Genomic DNA, 18,833 nt, shown 5'->3' with positions numbered 1-18,833 from the left:
GTGAGTTCAATCGATGCGATCTCTCAGTTGGATTGGCGCTCCGTCCTGGTAACGAATTTTCAACCAATTCGTGGTTACCAAATAGTAAACCCATTCGGAGTTCGCGCTCATGACCGACCACAACGCCGACGGCGAGATCAAAGACACCGGTGACAAGGCTTCGGGCCATCACGATGAAGCGTCGGTGGTGCCTGAATCCGGCAACGTGGTTCATGAAGTGAAAGCACCTGAAGACGGCGCTCGCACCGCGGTCGCGAAGCAGCCGTCCAAGGAAATCACCCTGCAGCGCCTGACGCCGCACACCTCGTGGGAAGACTATGCCTTCCGCGATGAAGCCACGCATGAGCAGGCAGCCAACGCCGCCGCGTCCGAACCTGTCGCAAGCCGCCGCCTGTCGATGGCGGCCATCGTCGCCATCGCCGCTGCGGTCGGCGCGATTGGCGGCTCGCTCGCGACGGTTGGCGCGGGACACTACTTGAAGAATGATCAGACGGCGGCTGTCGCGGCCTCGGCTTCCACCGCCGCCGCCGAACACGCGCGGACGGTCGACAGCGCCATCGCGAAGATCAACGCCGATATCGCCGCGCTCAAGACGGGCAACGCCGCGCAATCCGCGAAACTCGCGGAACGCATCGATCGTGTCGAAAAGGCTCAGGCCGAGCCTGCCGCGAAACTGGCGAAGCTGAGCGACGCTGTAGAAAAGCTGCGCGCACCCGCACCGGTGGCGGCGGCAACTCCGGCGCCGGAAACCACCGGCTCGATCAAGCCCGCCGCAGCACAGCCCAGCCGGCTTCCGGTTGTCGAAGGCTGGGCGTTGCGTGAAGTGTTCGATGGCACGGCGACGGTGGTCGGTCGTGCAGGAATCTTCGACGTGATTCCCGGCGATCCGCTGCCGGGTGTCGGACGGGTCGATGCGATCCGCAAACAGGACGGCCGCTGGGTGGTCGTCACCAGCCGCGGACTGATCGTCGCGCGCTGACATCGCGGAGCCTTTTGTTTCGACGCGCTTCTTCAGCGGGCCGGCGCCCGGTTTGCTCGAAAAGCGCCGGAAATCCGCGATGTTTAACGCGGTTTGAATGCTAAAATTTGAGCGTTCACTTGAACGGACCAGCATGATCTCGCTGGCATGATGCAGCCTCTGATGAAGAGGAATGAGCATGCCTGCATATCGACTGAGCCCGCGCCTCCGTGTGGTTAACTTTTTCGCTCACGACGTCACTGATGTCGTGGGTCAGGAGCCGCGTCCGGCGAACGACAATAACTGCCCGTTTTGCGGCGGTGTGCTCGAGCCCGGCGACAACCCAGCGGATTGTTCCGGTTCCACGTCCGGCGCGTGGCCGATGATCCCGTTCCCCAAGGGGTGGGGCGCGTCCTGTTAAAGAGAGCCTAGCGCGCGGGAACCGCGCGCCTCTGCCCGGCCAGATACAAAATCAATCCCAGCATGGTTAGCGCGGCCTGTACGACACCGATGGCAAGTGTCGCGCTCGCGATCGAAGCCGTCAGCACGACGCCGATGGCGGCTCCCGCCATCTGAAGGAACCCCAGCAGCGCCGACGCGAGACCCGCCCTGTCGCCGAACGGCTGCAGGGCCGTCGCCGTGACCAGCGGGCTTACCATCCCGAATCCGGTCAGAAAGATCATGACCGGGATGAAATAGCTCCAGATCGAATGATCGGCCCAGTGCGCCAGCAGCAGCACGATGCCGCCGAGCGCCGCGATGCCAAGCCCGATGATGGTCGCGCGGGCATGTCCGAGCCGGACCGCGATGCGCGGCGCCGCCATTCCTGAGGCGAAGACCGCGAATACCGTTGTCGCGAAGAACAACCCGACCTGGATCGGCGAGAAACCCAGTCCGTCGATCAGGATGCGCGGCGACACCGAAAACATCGCGAAGATCGCGCCCATAAAGAGCCCGATGGTTCCGGCCGGCGCGATGAAGCGCAGGTCGGTGATCAATCCCCAGTAGCCGCGCGCGATGGACGCCGGCTGGATCGACACGTTGCCGTCGGCGCGGTGGGTTTCCCCGACATATTTGTAATAGGACGCCGCGACGATCGCGCCGAACAGGCCGACCACGAAGAATTCAGAACGCCATCCGGATGTTGCATCGAGCAGCCCGCCGATCAGCGGCGAGAAACCGGGAGCCGCTGACATCGCGACCATGATGAAGGCCAGCGCGCGGGTCAGGTCTTCGCCGCTCAACAGATCGCGGGCAATGGCGCGCGACAGCACCGACGCGGCGCAGGCGCCCAGCGCCTGAATGGTCCGGCCGACCAGCATCATCGGCAGGGTGGTGGAGAATTCGCACCACACGCTGCCCAGCACGAAGATGCCAAGTCCGAACATCACGGGCTTCCAGCGTCCGAAGCGGTCGGACAGCGGGCCGACGACCAACTGGCCGACGGCGAACACTGCAAGATAAACGCTGATGGTCGACGAGACCGCCGCGGTCGAGACGTTCAGGTCCTTCGCCATCGAGGGCAGGGACGGCAGCAGGATGTTCGTCGCGAACGATCCGACGGCGGCAAGCGCCGCAAGGACAATGATCCGCGCGGACATGGATGATCGCGCCTGGAGTGCGGTCGCGCTGCCGCTGTCGCCGATGTTCTGGATCGTCATTTGGAAATCCTCTTTGCACGCTTTTTATATGACGATCATCATATATCAAAACGGATACTGGCCCCGTCCGGGCAGCCCTCCCATGCGCGGACGCGCAATGAACGGGGCGGACGCGCACGGGCGGCGGGTTCCGGCGCGAGCGGCATCGCCAGCGCGGCTTGGCGCCGCAGGCGCGGCGATCTTGAAATAGGCCAGTGAGTCTCACCATTTAGGAAGGATGATAGTCACGAACCAAACGCGCATCAGGAGGCGGGGATGAGTTATTTCAAGACGGCGGTTCTGCTCGCCGGTCTGACGGCCCTGTTCATGGGCGTCGGTTACTTGATCGGCGGAGCGGGCGGTGCGTTGATTGCGCTGATCGTCGCGGCCGGCACGAACCTGTTCGCCTACTGGAATTCCGATCGCATGGTGCTGTCGATGCACGGCGCGCAGGAGGTCGATGAGCGCACCGCACCGGATTTCGTGCGGCTGGTGGCCGAGCTTGCGGGCCGCGCACAGCTGCCGATGCCGAAGGTCTACCTGATGGACAATCCGCAGCCGAACGCGTTTGCGACCGGGCGCGATCCCCAGCATGCCGCGGTGGCGGCGACGACGGGACTTCTGCAATCGCTGAGCCGCGAGGAACTCGCCGGCGTGATTGCGCACGAACTCGCGCATATCAAGAATCACGACACCCTGATCATGACCATCACCGCGACCATCGCGGGCGCGATCTCGATGATCGCGCAGTTCGGCATGTTCTTCGGCGGCAACCGGGGCAACGGTGGTCCGGGCATCGTCGGCTCGCTGGCGATGATGATCCTTGCGCCGCTGTCGGCGACCATCGTGCAGATGGCGATCAGCCGGACGCGCGAATATTCAGCCGATGATCTGGGCGCGCGCATTTGCGGGCAGCCGATGTGGCTCGCGTCCGCTCTGGTCAAGATCGATAACGCGGCGCATCAGATCCCGAACATGGATGCGGAGCGCAGTCCCGCCACGGCGCATATGTTCATCATCAATCCGCTGTCCGGCATGGGCATGGACAATCTGTTCTCGACCCACCCTTCGACCGAGAACCGTGTGCGGGAATTGCAGCGTCTTGCGGGAGAGATTGGCGCTCGGGGCGGAACGGCTGCCGCGCCGGCGGGCCCTGCGCGTGGAGCGCGCGGTCCCTGGGGTGGACAGCGCGGCCCGTGGGGCTAAGAGAGCCGAGTCATGAGCCGGGTTCTGTACCCGGCGCGCGCATCGCAGAATAAGCAAAGGTCCGATCCAGCGTTCTGAACCGGACCTCCCTATCAAACCTTGAGATTTTCCGCGGAGGTCTTGCCGCGGTTTGCGACTTCTTCGTACTCGACCGACTGTCCTTCATTGAGCGAAGAAAGTCCCGCCTTCTCAACTGCCGAGATATGAACGAACACGTCCTTGCCGCCATTGCTGGGCTGAATAAAGCCGTAGCCCTTGGTGGGGTTGAACCACTTCACAGTACCTTTAGCCATTCCGTCGTCTCCAGAGGGTAAGACCGATAACAAAGTGTCGAACCCCGCGGGTGGCGTGTCCAACAGCGTGCAGAATACGCGGGAAGCGCGTTTCTTGATAGTGAAAATGGCGGACGCCCTGCCGCACCGGCCCTTTCGCTCAAACTTTGCGCGAATCCGCCGTTTTTTTCACTGCTGCAACTGCGAAATCGGCGACGAGGGCGGACAACATTGCAGCCTTCGTGACCGTATGGACGATCAGCGGTTCGATCCGGCCTCGGATTGGCACCTCCACATGGGGCAGACCGCCGGCGGAAACGTTGGCCGTTTTCAGGACATCCTGCGACAGCACCACCTCGCAGGACAGGGCCTTGGTCATGTCCTGCAAGCGTGCCGCGACGTTCACGGAATCGCCGAGCGCGGTGAAAACCGTGTGCTCCTGCGAGCCGATGTCGCCGATGATGACTTCCCCGCCGTGAATCCCGACCCCGAAGCGCAGCGGTTCCGGCACATCGTCGCCGAGAAATTCGTTCAGCGCATCGACATGGACCGCGATCCGGGATGCGGCTTCGATGGCCTGCCGGCAGGCGGTTTGCGGGCTGGCGGAAAGCCCGAACAGCGCCAGCTGGCCGTCGCCGACAAACTGGTTCGGCTGGCCGCCGCATTCGACGACGGCCTGCGACACCGCGGTAAGAAAGCGATTGATGATGAAGACGGTATCGAACGGCAGCAGTTGTTCGGCGAGCTTGGTCGACCCGCGCATATCCACGAACATGCTGACGAGATAGCGCTCCTTGCCGGGATGGACCGGCGCCATGTTCGAAGCCGCCGACACGCTCGTATGTGGCGGGAATATCTGGAAGAATGAAACGTCGGTCTTGGGCCGCAGCTGGCAGGCAAGGCGGATCGCGGGATCGCCACCGGTGCCGACGCGCTCCAGCACGAAGGTCTCGCGGTTCGACGGCACGGGCAATGCGCTGCAATCCCCGATGATCCGGATGCGGCAGGTCGAGCAGCGCGCCCGGCCGCCGCAAACGCTCGAATGCGGGATATTGAAGCGCGTGCTCGCCTCCAGCACGCTGAGGCCGATCGGCATGCGGATGGTCTTGCCGTTGCCGTAGGACAATTTGATGAGGCCGCGCCGCCGCTCCAGCAGCGCCCGGATACCGCGCGCCCCCAGGGTCAGGCCGATCAGGCCGAAGTATCCAAAAAGCGCGGTGGAACTGATGGTCTCGATCGCGGCCTGATCCGCGCTGGTCCCGACCTTGTCACGGGACAGGTTCTCCGCCCGCCATTCCGGCGCAGCGCTGGCCCGCGCGACCGTCCGGCCGGCCTGATACAATCCGAGCAGGGACAGCGTCGGCAGGATCACCGCGAGCGCGAGCAGCAGCGACGATATTTTCCTGAAGTACGGTTTGGTGCGGACCCAGAAATAAATTCCGATGCAGCCGTGCACCCAGGACACCACCAGCACGGCGGCCATCATCCACTTGAGATGCGGCCGGAACACCCAGTAGGCGAACAGGACCTGCGGGTAATCCTTCTCGTGGCCGAACAGCGGCGCGGCGACGCGCACGCCGACCAGATGTCCGATGACGAAAACCGGAATAGCAAGACCGAACACCAGCTGCGTGGCCTCGATGCCGGTCCAGCGAAACTGCCGGCGCGCATAGAGCGCCCAGATTCCGAGGCTGAGATGGATCAGCACGGCGGCGTAGAAGACGATCAGCACCGGCCAGCTTTGCCAGAACAGCATGTGGTAGGTGAGCATGGCGTCCATCGCGCTGAGCGAGATGTTGCCGAGCGCATGATTGGCAAAGTGGCTGATGAGATAGGCGAACAGCACAAAGCCGGTCGCAAGCCGCACCTGACGAATTCCAATTCCGCGCATGACCCGGCTGACGGATGAAACGGTCTCTGCCATGCGCCAAATCTTCCGGGACATTGAAAAAACTGAATATGCCGCCGCATCCGGTGGTCCGGGATGCGCCGGAAAAATCCTAAACGAGACTTCGGCTGGACGCCATGGGCGACCCATCGGGCCATCGTGCCGGACGAGGAGGGGGCGGTTTGACTTCACCGGCGCGGTCGCGGAAAAGCTAACCGCATGGGGAAGGCGAACACGGCCAGCACGGCAGAACCGGAATCCTTGACGCCGCGTGCAAGGCTTGTCGCGGCGGCGGCGATTGCCGTGATCGTGACATTGCAGGTGGTCTATGCCGCGATCACCGATCTGCGCACGGACGAGGCGTATTACTGGACGTTCTCGAAAGAAAGCGTGCTGTCCTATCTCGATCATCCGCCGATGGTCGCGTGGCTGGTGCGTTTCGGCACGGCGATCTTCGGCGACACCAGTTTCGGCGCGCGGTTCGGCGTGCTGCTTGCGATGTGGATCGGCGTGGCGATCCTTGCCGACATCGTCTGGCGGCTGACGCGCGACCGCCGCGCCGTCGTCCTCGCGGTGCTGATGCCGTTCGCAGCCCCTGAGTATGGCTTGTTCGCGTCGCGAATCCTTCCCGACGCCGCGCTGATTATGTTCTCACTCGCGATGGTCTGGTCGCTGGTGCGTCTCACTGAAAACAATAATGGCCGCTGGTGGCTGGCCGCCGGGCTGTTCGGCGGGCTGGCGCTGCTATCGAAGTACACCGCGGTGTTTCTGGTGCCGGCCATCGTGGCGTTCGTGCTGGTGCCGCCATGGCGCGCGCGATGGCTGCGCAGTCCCTGGCCGTGGGTGTCGATGGCGATTGCGCTGCTGGTGTTTTCGCCGGTGCTGATCTGGAATTGGCAGCATGACTGGGCGTCGTTCCGCTTTCAGTTCATTCGCGTCGGCGCGGATCATGGCATCTCGGCGCGAACTGTCGTCGATTTTCTCGGGCTGCAACTGGCCCTTGTCGGTCCGATCCTGTTTCCGGTGGCGCTCGCCGGCTCCCTGATGCTGGCGTGGCGCGGCTATCGGCAGCAGAGTCCGGCGTCCATTCTCGTCTCGACCTGTGCGCTTGCGCCGTTCGCGTACTTCCTGTGGAAGTCGCTGTCGCTGCGGATCGGCGACACCTGGCCGCTGCTGATCTGGCCGTTCGCCTTTACGGCGGCGGCGATCAATCTTGCCGAGATACGGAAAGAACCGCGCGCAGGCTGGATCACCCGCACGGCTGAATCGTGGGCCGTGGCGGCGGTCGCGCTCGGCGTCGTGCTGAACGTCGCGATTTTCTATTACTACGCCGTCAGCAACTTTGCATTCGCGCCGACCAAGGATCCGGTCGCGAAGGAAGCGGGCTACGGCGAGATCGCCGCGCGCGCGAAGGCGGTGGCGGCAGAGACCGGCGCGACATGGATCGCGACGCTGGATTACCGGATATACGCGGAGCTGCGCTGGCATCTCAAGGACAGCATCCCTGTGGTGCAGGTGAATGAGCGCAGCCGCTTCATCGGCTTCAGGGACATGGCGAGCGCCGCCATGCGATCCGGCGTCGGGCTTTACGTGGACAGCGCGCCCAACGACGGCAATGTGATCGAGACCGGCACGCCCGCCAGGTTGCAGCAAGTGGGGCAGGCCAATCGCACGTGGCGCGGCGCGGTGATCGAGCCGTTCGCGTTCAAGACGGTGAGGGGATGGACGCCGGAGTTGTCGCCGCCGCCGGACTCGCCGTTTTACAAATGGCGGCTGCTGAACTGAGTCAAAGAAAAATCCCGACCGCGTGATGCAGCCGGGATTTTCGATTTAAGGCTTCGCCCGAGATCAGTAGCAGACGTTCACGGTGCGGTAGCGGATGCCGCGCGCGGTGCGGACGCGCCGCGTCTGGTAGCAATCGTCGTCGGCATAGCCGCCGCTTACGATCACCGGGCTGAAACCGTAGCCATAGCTATGACCCCAGCCGTGGCCCCAGTGATGGCCATGCCAGCCGCCGGCGGACGCCGCGGTGGGAGCGAGGGCGGCTGCGCCAAGCGCAGCGGTGGCGGCAAGTGCGAGAGCGAATTTGCGAAACATGGGTCTTCTCCTGCGTAGCGCGCCATCGGCGCGGGTTGGGTCAAATCCATCCATCGCAAATTGGTCGCGCGGCCCGCAGAACAGGTTCACGGATACCGCTAGGCCCTGAAAAACCTCGGGTTTTGCCCAGGCGAAGCCGCTCGGGACTTGAAGCCGCTCAGGACTTGGCGTCGCCGTCGCCCGCGCGGCGCAGCAGGTCCTTGACCAGATCGGACAGCGCCGGGCGCGGCAGCGCCGCGAACGGCAGCGGCCGCGTCACGTCCACGGCGGCGAGGCCCAGCCGCGCGGTGAGCAATCCGTTGAGCAGCCCTTCGCCGAGCTTGGCCGACAGTTTCGCGGTGATGCCGTGGCCGAGCATCTGCTGGATCAGGTTGTCGCTGGCGGCCATGCCGCCGGTGAGCGCGAGATGCGCGATCACATGACGCATCAGCCGGATCATGCCCAGAGTGCCGGGCCGTCCGCCATAGAGCCGCGCCAGCTGCCGCACCAGACGCAGCGCCGCCGCGAACACGAACAGCATGTCGATGACCACGCCGGGGCTGACGGCGGTGACCAGCGAGACGCGCTGCGCCGCGCTTGAGATCAGCCGCCGCGCTTCCTGATCGAGCGGCGTCATCAGTTCGCGCTCGGCAAGCCGCACCATGTCCGCGCCGTCGATGATGTCGCGGCCGTGTTCCTCCAGCGCCGCGCGGGCGCGGGCGAGCCGTGGATTGTCGTGGGCCACCTTGAGCAGATCGCGGACGATGGCGTCGCTTTCCTTGCGGTCGTCGCTGAGAAGAACAGCGTTGGCGCGCGCGTGCAGCTTCTCGATGGTTTCCAGCCGGGCGAGGCTCAGCGCTTCGCGCGCGATGATCACCACCAGCGCCAGCACGGCGAAGATTGCAAAGACAAGGCCGATATAGCCGAGGCTGGCGCTGCGGTTGAACAGGTCCTCGACCAGATTGGAAATGCCGAGGCCGAGCGCGAGCGCCACCAGCCCGCCGAGCGCGGTCCAGAACACGCCGCCCCAGCCGAAGCCCCTTCGGACCGGGACAACCGGCTCATCGATGACGACGGGCAACTGGGCGGGATCGGATTCCGGCGTGATGTGAACCTTGCCGCGTGAGGGACGCGACAGTTCGTCCTCGGCGTCCATCAGGATGACGCGGGGATCGTCGAGCTTGAACGCGGCCGGCTTGCGGTGATGCGGCTTGTCGCTCATTGCAGCTTGTCTCCGATCAGAAACTGAAGCGCACGGTCGAGGCGGATATGGGGCAGCGCGGGCTCTTCGCCACCTGTACGGTCGAGCAAGGGCGGCCGGAATCGCAGAAACCGGAAATCCGTCTGGTCGGATGCGCTGTTGCTCAGGCCGCGAAACGCGCCATCGCCGCTGAACAGGTCGTCGAGCCTGGCGGGAAGGTCACCGGGAAAGGTTGCGGCCTCCGTCTCGCCGTCGAACACCTCGTCGCCGGACATCTCGCCTTCCTCCGGCGTGCCGAGGATCGAGGGCAGCTTCTCGCGCCCCTGCTGCACCATCGCTTCGCGGGTCGCGCGCACGGCGGCGAGCGCCACCACATCGACCGATGCGCCCGCGAACTCGGCGCGCGCGGCGGCGCGCTCCACCATGCGCTTCAGGATCGCCTCCAGCCGGTCATGGCTGGAGCGGTGCAGATGGTCGGCCTTGGTCGCGGCGAAAAGAATTTTATCAATGCGGGGCCGGAACAACGTGTTGAGAATCGTGCTGCGGCCGATGTTGAAGCAATCGAGAATGCCGGACAGCGCGCCTTCGAGATCCTGCAGCGCTTCCGGTCCCGCGTTGAAGGCCGCCAGCGCGTCGACCAGCACGATCTGCCGGTCCAGCCGGGTGAAGTGATCGCGGAAGAATGGCCGCACCACGACATCCTTGTAGGCTTCATAACGCCGCCGCATCATCGCCCACAGCGAACCGTCGGGCGCGGTGCCGTCCTGCGGCACGTCCAGCGGGGCGAACGTCAGCGCGGGCGATCCCGCGAGATTGCCCGGCATCAGGAAGCGGCCGGGCGGCAGCAGGCTCATGGCGAAACGCTCGTCGCGGCAGGCGCGCAGATAGTCCGTGAACAGTTTCGCTGCGGTCAGCGTCGCCTGTTCGTCCTCCCGTTCTTTCGGTTCAAGCGTGGCGAGATGGGCGTGCCACTGCGCCGCCAGACGCGCGCGAGGTTCACGCCGCGACAGCGCGAGACTTTCCGCCGACCATTGCTCGTAGCTTTTGTTCAGCAGCGGCAGATCGAGCAGCCATTCGCCGGGATAGTCCACGAGGTCGAGCGTCAGGGTGCGCGTCGCGCTGTTCTGGCGCTGGTATTCGATGACAAGGCGCAACTCGCTGATGTCCACGGTCGAACTCGGCCAGCGCCGGTCTTCGATCAGGGTGCGGACGTGGCTCTCATAGGCAAAGCGCGGCACGGCGTCGTGCGGCTGCGGCTCGAGGCGGGCGCGGGCGATGCGTCCCGTCGCCAGCGACTCGAACACCGGAAACCGGCCGCCGCGCAGCAGCCCATGCACCAGCGCTGTGATGAAGACGGTCTTGCCCGCGCGCGACAGCCCTGTGACGCCGAGCCGCACGGTGGGATTGAACAGGCTTTCGCCGTATTCGATCAGCGACTGGATCGAAAGGCGCGTTTCCTCGACGATGTCCGAAAAGCTGGGTGCCATAATTCGATCAAGACTTTATCGGACAGAGGAATACGAGAGAAAAGAACAGACCTTGCGACAGTTTTGTGAAGCTGGAGATTTATGCGGCGGAAATCAAGTTTCAAAAGCACATGAATCTTGATCGGTCCGTTTCGCCAGTTCATTGACCGTCGCCGGAATATCCTTTCTGCTCGACGGTGAGGTACATCAATTGGCCCGGACGATCTTCAGATTGAAGCAACTCAGCTCTCATGCCCGCGTCGCCGGCGGCGGCGTGGTCCGCTGGGATTACGATCGCGCGGAGCTGATCGCGGACGGCGTGGTTCATGTTCTCGGCATCGCGTTGGGATTGATCGCCGCAACGGCGCTTGTCGTCCTCGCGGCCATGTATGCCTCGGCAAAGGAAATCGTCTCGGTTTCGGTCTATGTCGCCGGTTTGCTCGCCATGCTCGGCCTGTCCGCGACCTACAATCTGTGGCCGGTCTCGCCGGTGAAATGGGTGCTGCGGCGGTTCGATCACTCGGCGATCTATATTCTAATCGCGGCGACCTACACCCCGTTCCTCGCGCAGATGAACGATCGCTTCATGGCGACGGCGTTGCTGGTCGGCGTCTGGTCGGTCGCGGCGGCAGGCATCGCGCTCAAGATCTTTCTCCCCGGCCGGTTCGATCGTCTCTCGGTCGGGCTCTATCTCGCCATGGGATGGAGCGGCATCATTGCCTACGACAGCCTCGTGTCGTCGCTGCCGACCTCGACGCTCTGGTTCATCGCGGCCGGCGGGCTGATCTATTCCCTCGGCGTGATCTTCCATGCGTGGGAGCGGTTGCGGTTTCAGAATGCGATCTGGCATTCCTTCGTATTGCTTGCTGCCGCGCTGCACTACACCGCGGTTCTCGATATGGTTCTGGTCGCGGCCTGATTGATCTGCCGGCGCTTCCCGCCTAAAACCTCTGCATGAAAGTTGCAGGTAAAGTCGTTGTCGTCACCGGCGGCGCGAATGGCATCGGCCAGGCGCTCGCCGAAATCTTTCATCGCGAGGGCGCGGCCAAGGTCGTCGTTGCCGATCTTGACGGCGCGCGGGCAAAGACCGTCGCGGACTCCATCGGCGGCGCGTCGTTCGCCTGCGATGTCGGCAAGGAAAGCGATATTTTCCGCGTCATCGACGAAACTGAAAAGCAGTTCGGCCCCATCGATCTGTTCTGCTCGAATGCGGGTATTGGCGGCGGCTTTGACATGATGTCGGAAAATGCCGGCGGGACGTCGGACGAGCCGTGGGCGCGAAGCTGGGCGATTCATGTCATGGCGCACGTCTATGCGGCGCGGCACCTAATCCCGCGCATGAGGGCGCGCGGCGGCGGATACTTTCTCAACACCATTTCGGCGGCCGGATTGTTGTCGCAGGTCGGCAGTGCTGCCTACTCGACCACCAAGCACGCTGCCGTCGGTTTCGCGGAAAATCTCGCGATCTCGCACAAGGCGCACAACATCCGTGTTTCGATCCTTTGCCCGCAGGGCGTGGAAACGAACATGATCAGGGGAATGCCGAAGGGTCCGCAGTCCAACGATGGAAATCTGACGCCGGAAGAAGTCGCGCAATGCGCGCTGGACGGCATCGACCGCGAGACGTTTTTGATCCTGCCGCATCCGCAGGTGATCGACTACATGCGCAGGAAGACCGAGAACTACGACCGCTGGATCGGCGGCATGGCCAAACTTCAGGCCATCACGCGTGAGATGTTCGGCAAGAAGTAGGGCGCCGTCACCAGCTCGCGGTGCCCTTCATGGTCGCGGCGCCGGCGGCGTTGGCCGTCCAGACCTCGAGTCCCGTAGCGGTCTCGTTTCCGTTGACGCTGAATTCCGCGCCGTCGAACAGCGGATTGACGCCGCGATAGACGAATTTCGCGGGCGCCTTGCCGCCGCGCTGCTTGGCCGCGAATTCGATCAGCAGCGACGCCTGCAACGGGCCGTGGACAATCAGGCCCGGATAGCCTTCGACCTTGGTGACGTAATCGCGGTCGTAGTGAATGCGGTGGCCGTTGAAGGTCAGCGCCGAATAGCGAAACAGCAGGACCGGATCGGCCATGTGGGTTTCGCGGATTTTTCCCGCCGGAGTTGGCGCGGGCGCGGCAGCCGGCTTCGCCTCGCCCGCAGGCGCAAGGTCGCGGTAGACGATGTCGTGCCGCTCGCGAATGGCTGTGCCGCGCGGCGTGGTGATGGTGTGATCCACCGAGACGAAACACAGCGAGCCCGTGCTGCCGGTTTTCATCGTGACGTCCGAGATGCGCGAGGCGCGCGTCACCGTGTCGCCGACGCGCAGCGGATCGATGAATTCGATCTGTCCGCCCGCCCACATCCGGCGCGGCAGCGGCACCGGCGGCAGGAAGCCGCCGCGCGCGGGGTGTCCGTCAGTTCCGATCTCGCTCATGGGCACGACCGGCTGCGCGAGACACCAGTGCGTGGTGAGCGGGGCGGCGTCGCCTTCCTTCGGAGTCCCGATGTCGAGAAACAGCGTCGCGCGCAGGCCCTTCACCAGTTGCGCGGTGATGATGTCGGACGCTTCCTGGGTGCGGCCGATCCACTGGCGCAGGTGATCGATGTCGGGCTTGGCTGTCATGGTTTTTTGCTCGCCTGCAATGCGCTCTCGACGGTGTGGGTGCCGATCGACGGGATCGCGCCATAAGTTCGCGTCTCGCCGACGATGATCGCCGCCGGTGCGGGATAGCTCACCACGCCATTCGGTGAATCGACGTCGATGCGCCGCAGATGCGGATGCGACGACAGGCCTTCCATGGTGTTGACCTCGGCAAACGCGATGTCGGCATCCGCAAGCCGTTTCAGGAGTTCATCGCGCGTCAGTTTGATAAACGCGGCGGCGACCGTGTCGTCGGTCAGTTTTCGGTTGCGCACGCGCTCGACCATGCTGCCGAAACGCGGATCGCCCGGCAGGTCGGGCATGTCGATCACCTTGGCGCAGAACACCTTCCATTCGCGTTCGCTCTGAATCGAAATCAGGATTTCGTTGCCGTCCTTTGAATGAAAGACGCCGTAGGGCGCGACCGACGGATGCGCGAGACCCATGCGCTTCGGCGGATTGCCGTTCTCGGCATTCAGCAGCGGCACCGTGAGCCAGTCCGCCATCACGTCGAACATCGAGATGCGGATGTCGCGGCCCTTGCCGGTCCGCCCGCGCGCGATCAGCGCTTCGAGAACGGCGGCATGGGCGGCGGCGCCCGTCGCGACGTCGACGATCGACATGCCGACCCGCGAGGGTGCTTCGGGGCCGCCGGTGACCGAGCACAGTCCGGACTCCGCCTGAATGAGAAGATCGTAGGCCTTGCGGCTGGCATAAGGGCCGTCGTCGCCGTACCCGCTGATGGTGCAGGAGATCAGCGCGGGATAGTCATTCAGCAAACGCTCGCGGGAAAATCCGAGCTTGTCCATCGAGCCGGGCTTGAGATTTTGCACCAGCACATCGGCGCTGGCGATCAGCGTCTCGAGCGCCTTGCGTCCCTCGTCGGTGGCGAGATCGATGACGACCGATTTCTTGCCGCGATTGAGCCAGACGAAATAGCTGCTCTGGCCTTTCGCCGCCGCGTCGTAGTCGCGGGCGAAGTCGCCTTCCGGGCGTTCGATCTTGATGACGTTCGCCCCGGCGTCCGCCAGCCGCGAGGTGCAGAAGGGAGCAGCGACAGCCTGCTCGACGGCGACGACGGTTAATCCTTCAAGCGGCAGCATGGATGTTCTCAGTAAGAGCGCGGCATGCCGAGCACATGCTCGGACAGATGCGACAGGATCAGGTTGGTGGAGATCGGCGCGACCGAATACAGCCGTGTCTCGCGGAACTTGCGCTCGATGTCGTATTCCTCCGCGAAGCCGAACCCGCCGTGGGTCTGGATGCAGGCGTTGGCCGCCTCGAACGATGCATCGGCCGCGAGCATCTTGGCCATGTTGGCTTCCGCGCCGCAATCCTTGCCCGCTTCATAAAGGCGGGTGGCTTCCCGCACCATCAGTTCGGCGGCGCGCATGTTGGCGTAGGATTTCGCGATCGGAAACTGGATGCCCTGGTTCTGGCCGATCGGACGGCCGAACACCGTACGCTCCCTGGCGTAGTCGCTGGCCTTCTTGATGAACCACTTGGCGTCGCCGACGCACTCCGCTGCGATCAGGATGCGCTCGGCGTTCATGCCGGACAGGATGTAGCGGAAGCCCTTGCCTTCCTCGCCGATCAAATTCTCGGCGGGAACCTTCATGTTGTCGAAGAACACTTCCGTCGTCGCGTGGTTCATCATGGTGCGGATTGGCCGGATGGTCAGCCCGCCGGCCTTCTTCGCCTGCTGCATGTCGACGATGAAGACGGACAGTCCGTCGGTGCGCTTGGCGGCCTGTTCCTTCGGCGTGGTGCGCGCCAGGAGGATCATCAGGTCGGAATACTCGGCGCGGCTGGTCCAGATCTTCTGGCCGTTGACGACGTAATGGTCGCCGTCGCGTTTGGCAAACGTCTTGAGCGAGGTGGTGTCGGTGCCGCTGGTCGGCTCGGTCACGCCGAAGGCCTGCAGGCGCAGTTCGCCGCTCGCGATGCGCGGCAGCCATTTGGATTTCTGCTCCTCGCTGCCGTGCCGCAGCAGTGTGCCCATGGTGTACATCTGGGCGTGGGTGGCGCCGCCGTTGCAGCCAGCGCGCTGGATTTCCTCGAGGATCGCGGCGGCCGCTGACAGTTTCAGGCCCGAGCCGCCGTATTCTTCAGGGATCAGCACCGAGAGATAGCCGGCGTCGATCAGCGCCTGGACGAATTCCTTCGGATAGGCCATCTCGCGGTCGAGCTTGCGCCAGTACTCGCCGGGAAACTGCGCGCAAAGCTTGGCAACGGATTCACGGATGTCTGAAAAGTCTTGTTCTTGATGGGTCATGCGGGGTGTTTGGCAGATCGCCGTCCTGTGTTCCAGCGGTTCGGACGCGCAGCCGCATTCCGATTTTGCATCAGTGAGAAATGGCGGCTTGCCGTGTGCCGCCGGCGTTCGGGATCAGGTGTTAATGCGAACCGGCAGGGTCTCGTAACCCTTCACGAAGCTCGAATAGATGCGGGTCGGCTCGCCCACGACTTCGATATTGTCGAAGCGTTTCAGGATCTCTTCCCAGATGATCTTGAGCTGCAAATCCGCCAGCCGCATGCCGACGCAGCGATGGATGCCGAAGCCGAACGACATATGCGTGCGCGGGCGGGCGCGATCGATGATGAAGCTGTCGGGATTTTCGATCACGTCGCCGTCGCGGTTGCCGGAGACGTACCACATCACGACGCGGTCGCCCTTCTTGATCAGCTTGCCGCCGAGTTCGGTGTCCTGCAGCGCCGTGCGGCGCATATGAGCCAGCGGCGTCTGCCAGCGGATCACCTCCGGCACCATGGTTTCGACCAGCGCATGGTTGGCGCGCAGCTTGTCGTATTCGTCCGGGTTCTCGTTCAGCGCGAGCACCGATCCCGTCATCGAGTTACGGGTGGTGTCGTTGCCGCCGACGATCAGCAGGATGAGGTTGCCGAGCAATTCATCGCGGTTCATGTGGCGCGTCGCGTCGCTGTGCGCCATCATCGAGATGAGGTCGCCCTTCGGCGGTGCATTGACGCGCTCGTTCCACAGGCCGATGAAATAGTCGGCGCATTCGCCGAGTTCTTTCAGCCGCGCCTCCTCGCTTTCATAGATGCCGCTTTTCGGCAGCGCGGTGGCAAGATCGGACCAGCGCGTCAGCTTGCGGCGGTCTTCCCACGGAAAATCGAACAGCGTGGCCAGCATCTGCGTGGTGAGTTCGATGGAGACGCGCTCGACCCAGTTGAAGGTTTCGTTGCGTGGCAGGTTGTCGAGGATTTCCGCCGAGCGCTCGCGAATGAGAACGGCCATGCGATCGAGCGGCCCCGGCGTGAACATCGGCTGCACGGTCTTGCGCTGCGGACCATGCTTCGGTTCGTCCATCGCGATGAAGCTCGGCCAGCTGTAGTCTTCGGTAACGTCGCGCAGAGAGATGCCGCCGAGCTTGACGTCGGACGAAAAGATCGCCGCGTTGGTGTCGACATGCATGATGTCGTTGTACTTCGTCACCGACCAGTAATCGCCGACCGGACAGGTCGTGCAGTAATGCACCGGCTCTTCCTTGCGCAGCCGCTCGAAGTACGGCCACAGCGTATCGCTTCGAAATAATTCCGGCGCGCCGGGATGGAATTCCGACAGCGGCATGGAATACGCCTTCTCACGGGCGGCCTTCTGGCGCTCGTCGCTGGCAAGCCTGATTGTGCCGTGCATCACTCCGCTCCCTTTGGGCGCTTCCGTGTCGATTCCGGAAGCTTGTCGTTCGGAGAATTACACTCTCTCGACGGCTGGGAGGCAAGCGCGCGAGAGCCGGTCGCCGCAGCGCCTGGGCCGCGCCTGCTCGAATTTTCGGCGGTGAGTGGTAAAAATGTATGCAACTGAAACGTGAAAATACGAGAGCCTGCACGCTGATAGAGTTTGGTTAACGGATATCCGCTAATTTAGGGGCGTCTCACCCAGAAAGGGCGCGCAGGATGCCATTCTTCAGATCCCATGAAGTTAGTGCAAAACTCGAGGCGTTTGACAAATCGCAGGCCGTTATCGAATTCGAGATGGACGGAACGATCGTCACGGCGAACCCCAATTTCCTGAACGCCATGGGGTACCGGCTCGACGAGATCGCGGGCAAGCATCACAGCATGTTCGTGGCTGCGGAACTTCGCGAGGGGGCCGAGTACCGCGAATTCTGGGAGGCACTGCGCCGGGGTGAGTACCAGTCGCGCGAGTTTCTGCGGGTCGCCAAGGGCGGCAGGCCGGTCTGGATCCAGGCGTCCTACAATCCGCTGCTGACCCGCAGCGGCAAGCCTTTCAAGGTGGTCAAGCTCGCCACCGACATTACCGAGCAGAAACTCCGGAATGTCGATTACGAAGGCCAGATCAAGGCCATTCACAAGTCGCAGGCCGTGATCGAATTCAATCCCGACGGCACCGTCATCACCGCGAACGACAATTTCCTGAAGACCCTTGGCTACCGGCTGGACGAAATCCAGGGCAAGCATCACAGCATGTTCGTCGAGCCCGCGTACCGGGACAGCGCGGCCTATCGCGAGTTCTGGGATTCGCTGCGCCGTGGCGATTATCAGGCGGCCGAGTACAAGCGCCTTGGCAAGGGCGGCAAGGCGATCTGGATTCAGGCCTCCTACAATCCGATTACGGGGGCGGACGGCAAGCTCGCCAAGGTGGTCAAGTTCGCCACCGACACGACGGCCCAGGTTGAAGACCGCCTTCGCCGTAGCGAGTTGCAGAAATCCATCGACATCGATCTCGGGCAGATCACCGAAGCGGTGGCTTCGGCGTCCGAACGGGTGACATCCGTTGCAAGCGCCTCGACGCAGACCTCCTCCAACATGCAGGCGGTTGCCTCCGGTGCGGAGGAGCTTGCGGCGTCCGTCAGCGAGATCAGCCGCCAGTCGTCAGACGCGCTCACCATTTCGATGCAGGCCGTGAAGCAGGCCAATGAAACAAGCACCATCGTGTCGGGTCTTGCCGTCGCCGCCCAGAAGATCGGCGACGTGGTCAAGCTCATCAACAACATCGCCGAACAGACCAACCTGCTGGCGCTCAATGCCACCATTGAGGCGGCGCGCGCCGGCGAGGCGGGCAGGGGCTTTGCGGTGGTGGCGTCGGAGGTGAAAAGTCTCGCGACCCAGACCGCCAAGGCCACCGATGAAATCAGCGCGCAGATCGCTGAGGTTCAGGGAACCACGACCAGCGCGGTCAATGTCATCGAGGCGATCACCCAGACGATCTCGCGCGTTAACGAAATCTCGGCGGCAATCGCGGCCTCGGTGGAAGAGCAGGCGGCCGTGACCCAAAGCATTTCGGAAAATATGCAGGTGGCGGCGCGGGGCGTGACCGACATCAACGCCAACATGAACGACATCGCCGAGGCGACGCGTTCCGTCGATGAATCGACCCGCAAAGTCAGGGAAGCCTCGCGCGCGCTGGGATAACCCGGCGCTCCAGCGATCGAAATTGCGGGCGAAATGTCAGGCGCAAGACATTTCGCCCGATTGCTTTGTGGCCATCTCGCCGGCGCGGTGAGTGGCC

At 63.6% G+C, this 18,833-nt stretch carries 16 protein-coding genes; 6 read left to right on the top strand and 10 right to left on the bottom strand.

Features of this window, described 5'->3' with window-relative positions:
• The first annotated feature begins 109 nt into the window (after positions 1-109).
• Complete coding sequence (locus AC07UB_RS17480) at positions 110-979, top strand: hypothetical protein (RefSeq protein ID WP_492790724.1); 870 nt, start codon at positions 110-112, stop codon at positions 977-979.
• Between the two features lie 407 nt (positions 980-1,386).
• Here the strand turns inward: AC07UB_RS17480 and AC07UB_RS17475 are convergent, their stop codons facing one another.
• Positions 1,387-2,619 (bottom strand): multidrug effflux MFS transporter, encoded by a 1,233-nt coding sequence (locus AC07UB_RS17475; protein WP_492790723.1) that lies wholly within the window; start codon positions 2,617-2,619, stop codon positions 1,387-1,389.
• 255 nt (positions 2,620-2,874) lie between these two features.
• Between AC07UB_RS17475 and htpX the strand changes: the two genes are divergently transcribed.
• Positions 2,875-3,804: a zinc metalloprotease HtpX gene (gene htpX, locus AC07UB_RS17470; RefSeq protein WP_494654315.1), complete on the top strand. Its 930-nt coding sequence runs from the start codon at positions 2,875-2,877 to the stop codon at positions 3,802-3,804.
• A gap of 92 nt (positions 3,805-3,896) precedes the next feature.
• Here htpX and AC07UB_RS17465 read toward each other — a convergent pair whose 3' ends face one another.
• Entirely contained in the window at positions 3,897-4,097 is a 201-nt protein-coding gene (locus AC07UB_RS17465; protein ID WP_235098904.1) for a cold-shock protein, read from the bottom strand.
• A gap of 139 nt (positions 4,098-4,236) precedes the next feature.
• Entirely contained in the window at positions 4,237-6,000 is a 1,764-nt protein-coding gene (locus tag AC07UB_RS17460) for an adenylate/guanylate cyclase domain-containing protein (RefSeq protein WP_494654317.1), read from the bottom strand.
• Between the two features lie 183 nt (positions 6,001-6,183).
• On the opposite strand from AC07UB_RS17460, the gene AC07UB_RS17455 reads away from it, so the two are divergent.
• Positions 6,184-7,749, top strand: a complete 1,566-nt coding sequence (locus tag AC07UB_RS17455) for a glycosyltransferase family 39 protein (RefSeq protein WP_494654319.1) — start codon at positions 6,184-6,186, stop codon at positions 7,747-7,749.
• Positions 7,750-7,812: 63 nt separating this feature from the next.
• Here the strand turns inward: AC07UB_RS17455 and AC07UB_RS17450 are convergent, their stop codons facing one another.
• From AC07UB_RS17450 to AC07UB_RS17440, 3 genes are all read right to left on the bottom strand, one after another.
• Positions 7,813-8,061 (bottom strand): hypothetical protein, encoded by a 249-nt coding sequence (locus AC07UB_RS17450; protein WP_494654321.1) that lies wholly within the window; start codon positions 8,059-8,061, stop codon positions 7,813-7,815.
• 157 nt (positions 8,062-8,218) lie between these two features.
• Positions 8,219-9,262, bottom strand: a complete 1,044-nt coding sequence (locus AC07UB_RS17445; RefSeq protein ID WP_494654322.1) for a YcjF family protein — start codon at positions 9,260-9,262, stop codon at positions 8,219-8,221.
• Positions 9,259-10,728 (bottom strand): YcjX family GTP-binding protein, encoded by a 1,470-nt coding sequence (locus AC07UB_RS17440; protein ID WP_494654323.1) that lies wholly within the window; start codon positions 10,726-10,728, stop codon positions 9,259-9,261. Before AC07UB_RS17440 ends, AC07UB_RS17445 begins: the two co-directional genes overlap by 4 nt.
• Positions 10,729-10,930: 202 nt before the next feature.
• On the opposite strand from AC07UB_RS17440, the gene trhA reads away from it, so the two are divergent.
• A complete protein-coding gene (gene trhA / locus AC07UB_RS17435) occupies positions 10,931-11,626 on the top strand; it encodes a PAQR family membrane homeostasis protein TrhA (protein ID WP_492792686.1) in 696 nt (231 codons plus the stop codon).
• Between the two features lie 35 nt (positions 11,627-11,661).
• Positions 11,662-12,459, top strand: coding sequence for an SDR family oxidoreductase (locus AC07UB_RS17430; RefSeq protein ID WP_494654324.1), 798 nt, complete (start codon positions 11,662-11,664; stop codon positions 12,457-12,459).
• 7 nt (positions 12,460-12,466) lie between these two features.
• Here AC07UB_RS17430 and AC07UB_RS17425 read toward each other — a convergent pair whose 3' ends face one another.
• The 4 genes from AC07UB_RS17425 to AC07UB_RS17410 form a co-directional block, all read right to left on the bottom strand.
• A complete protein-coding gene (locus AC07UB_RS17425) occupies positions 12,467-13,321 on the bottom strand; it encodes an HTD2 family dehydratase (RefSeq protein WP_494654325.1) in 855 nt (284 codons plus the stop codon).
• A complete protein-coding gene (locus AC07UB_RS17420; protein ID WP_494654326.1) occupies positions 13,318-14,442 on the bottom strand; it encodes a CaiB/BaiF CoA transferase family protein in 1,125 nt (374 codons plus the stop codon). Before AC07UB_RS17420 ends, AC07UB_RS17425 begins: the two co-directional genes overlap by 4 nt.
• An 8-nt stretch (positions 14,443-14,450) precedes the next feature.
• Positions 14,451-15,614, bottom strand: coding sequence for an acyl-CoA dehydrogenase family protein (locus tag AC07UB_RS17415; protein ID WP_494654328.1), 1,164 nt, complete (start codon positions 15,612-15,614; stop codon positions 14,451-14,453).
• Positions 15,615-15,728: 114 nt separating this feature from the next.
• On the bottom strand, positions 15,729-16,997 hold the full coding sequence (locus tag AC07UB_RS17410) for a cytochrome P450 (protein WP_492790712.1): 1,269 nt from the start codon (positions 16,995-16,997) through the stop codon (positions 15,729-15,731).
• Between the two features lie 260 nt (positions 16,998-17,257).
• Here AC07UB_RS17410 and AC07UB_RS17405 point away from each other — a divergent pair, with 260 nt between their 5' ends.
• Positions 17,258-18,736: a methyl-accepting chemotaxis protein gene (locus AC07UB_RS17405; protein ID WP_492790711.1), complete on the top strand. Its 1,479-nt coding sequence runs from the start codon at positions 17,258-17,260 to the stop codon at positions 18,734-18,736.
• Positions 18,737-18,833: the final 97 nt, after the last annotated feature.

The sequence above is a fragment of the Afipia sp. GW821-FHT04G03 genome, from assembly GCF_059419985.1.
Note: the sequence above shows the minus strand (reverse complement) of the source record. Positions and strands in the feature narration are given on the sequence as shown.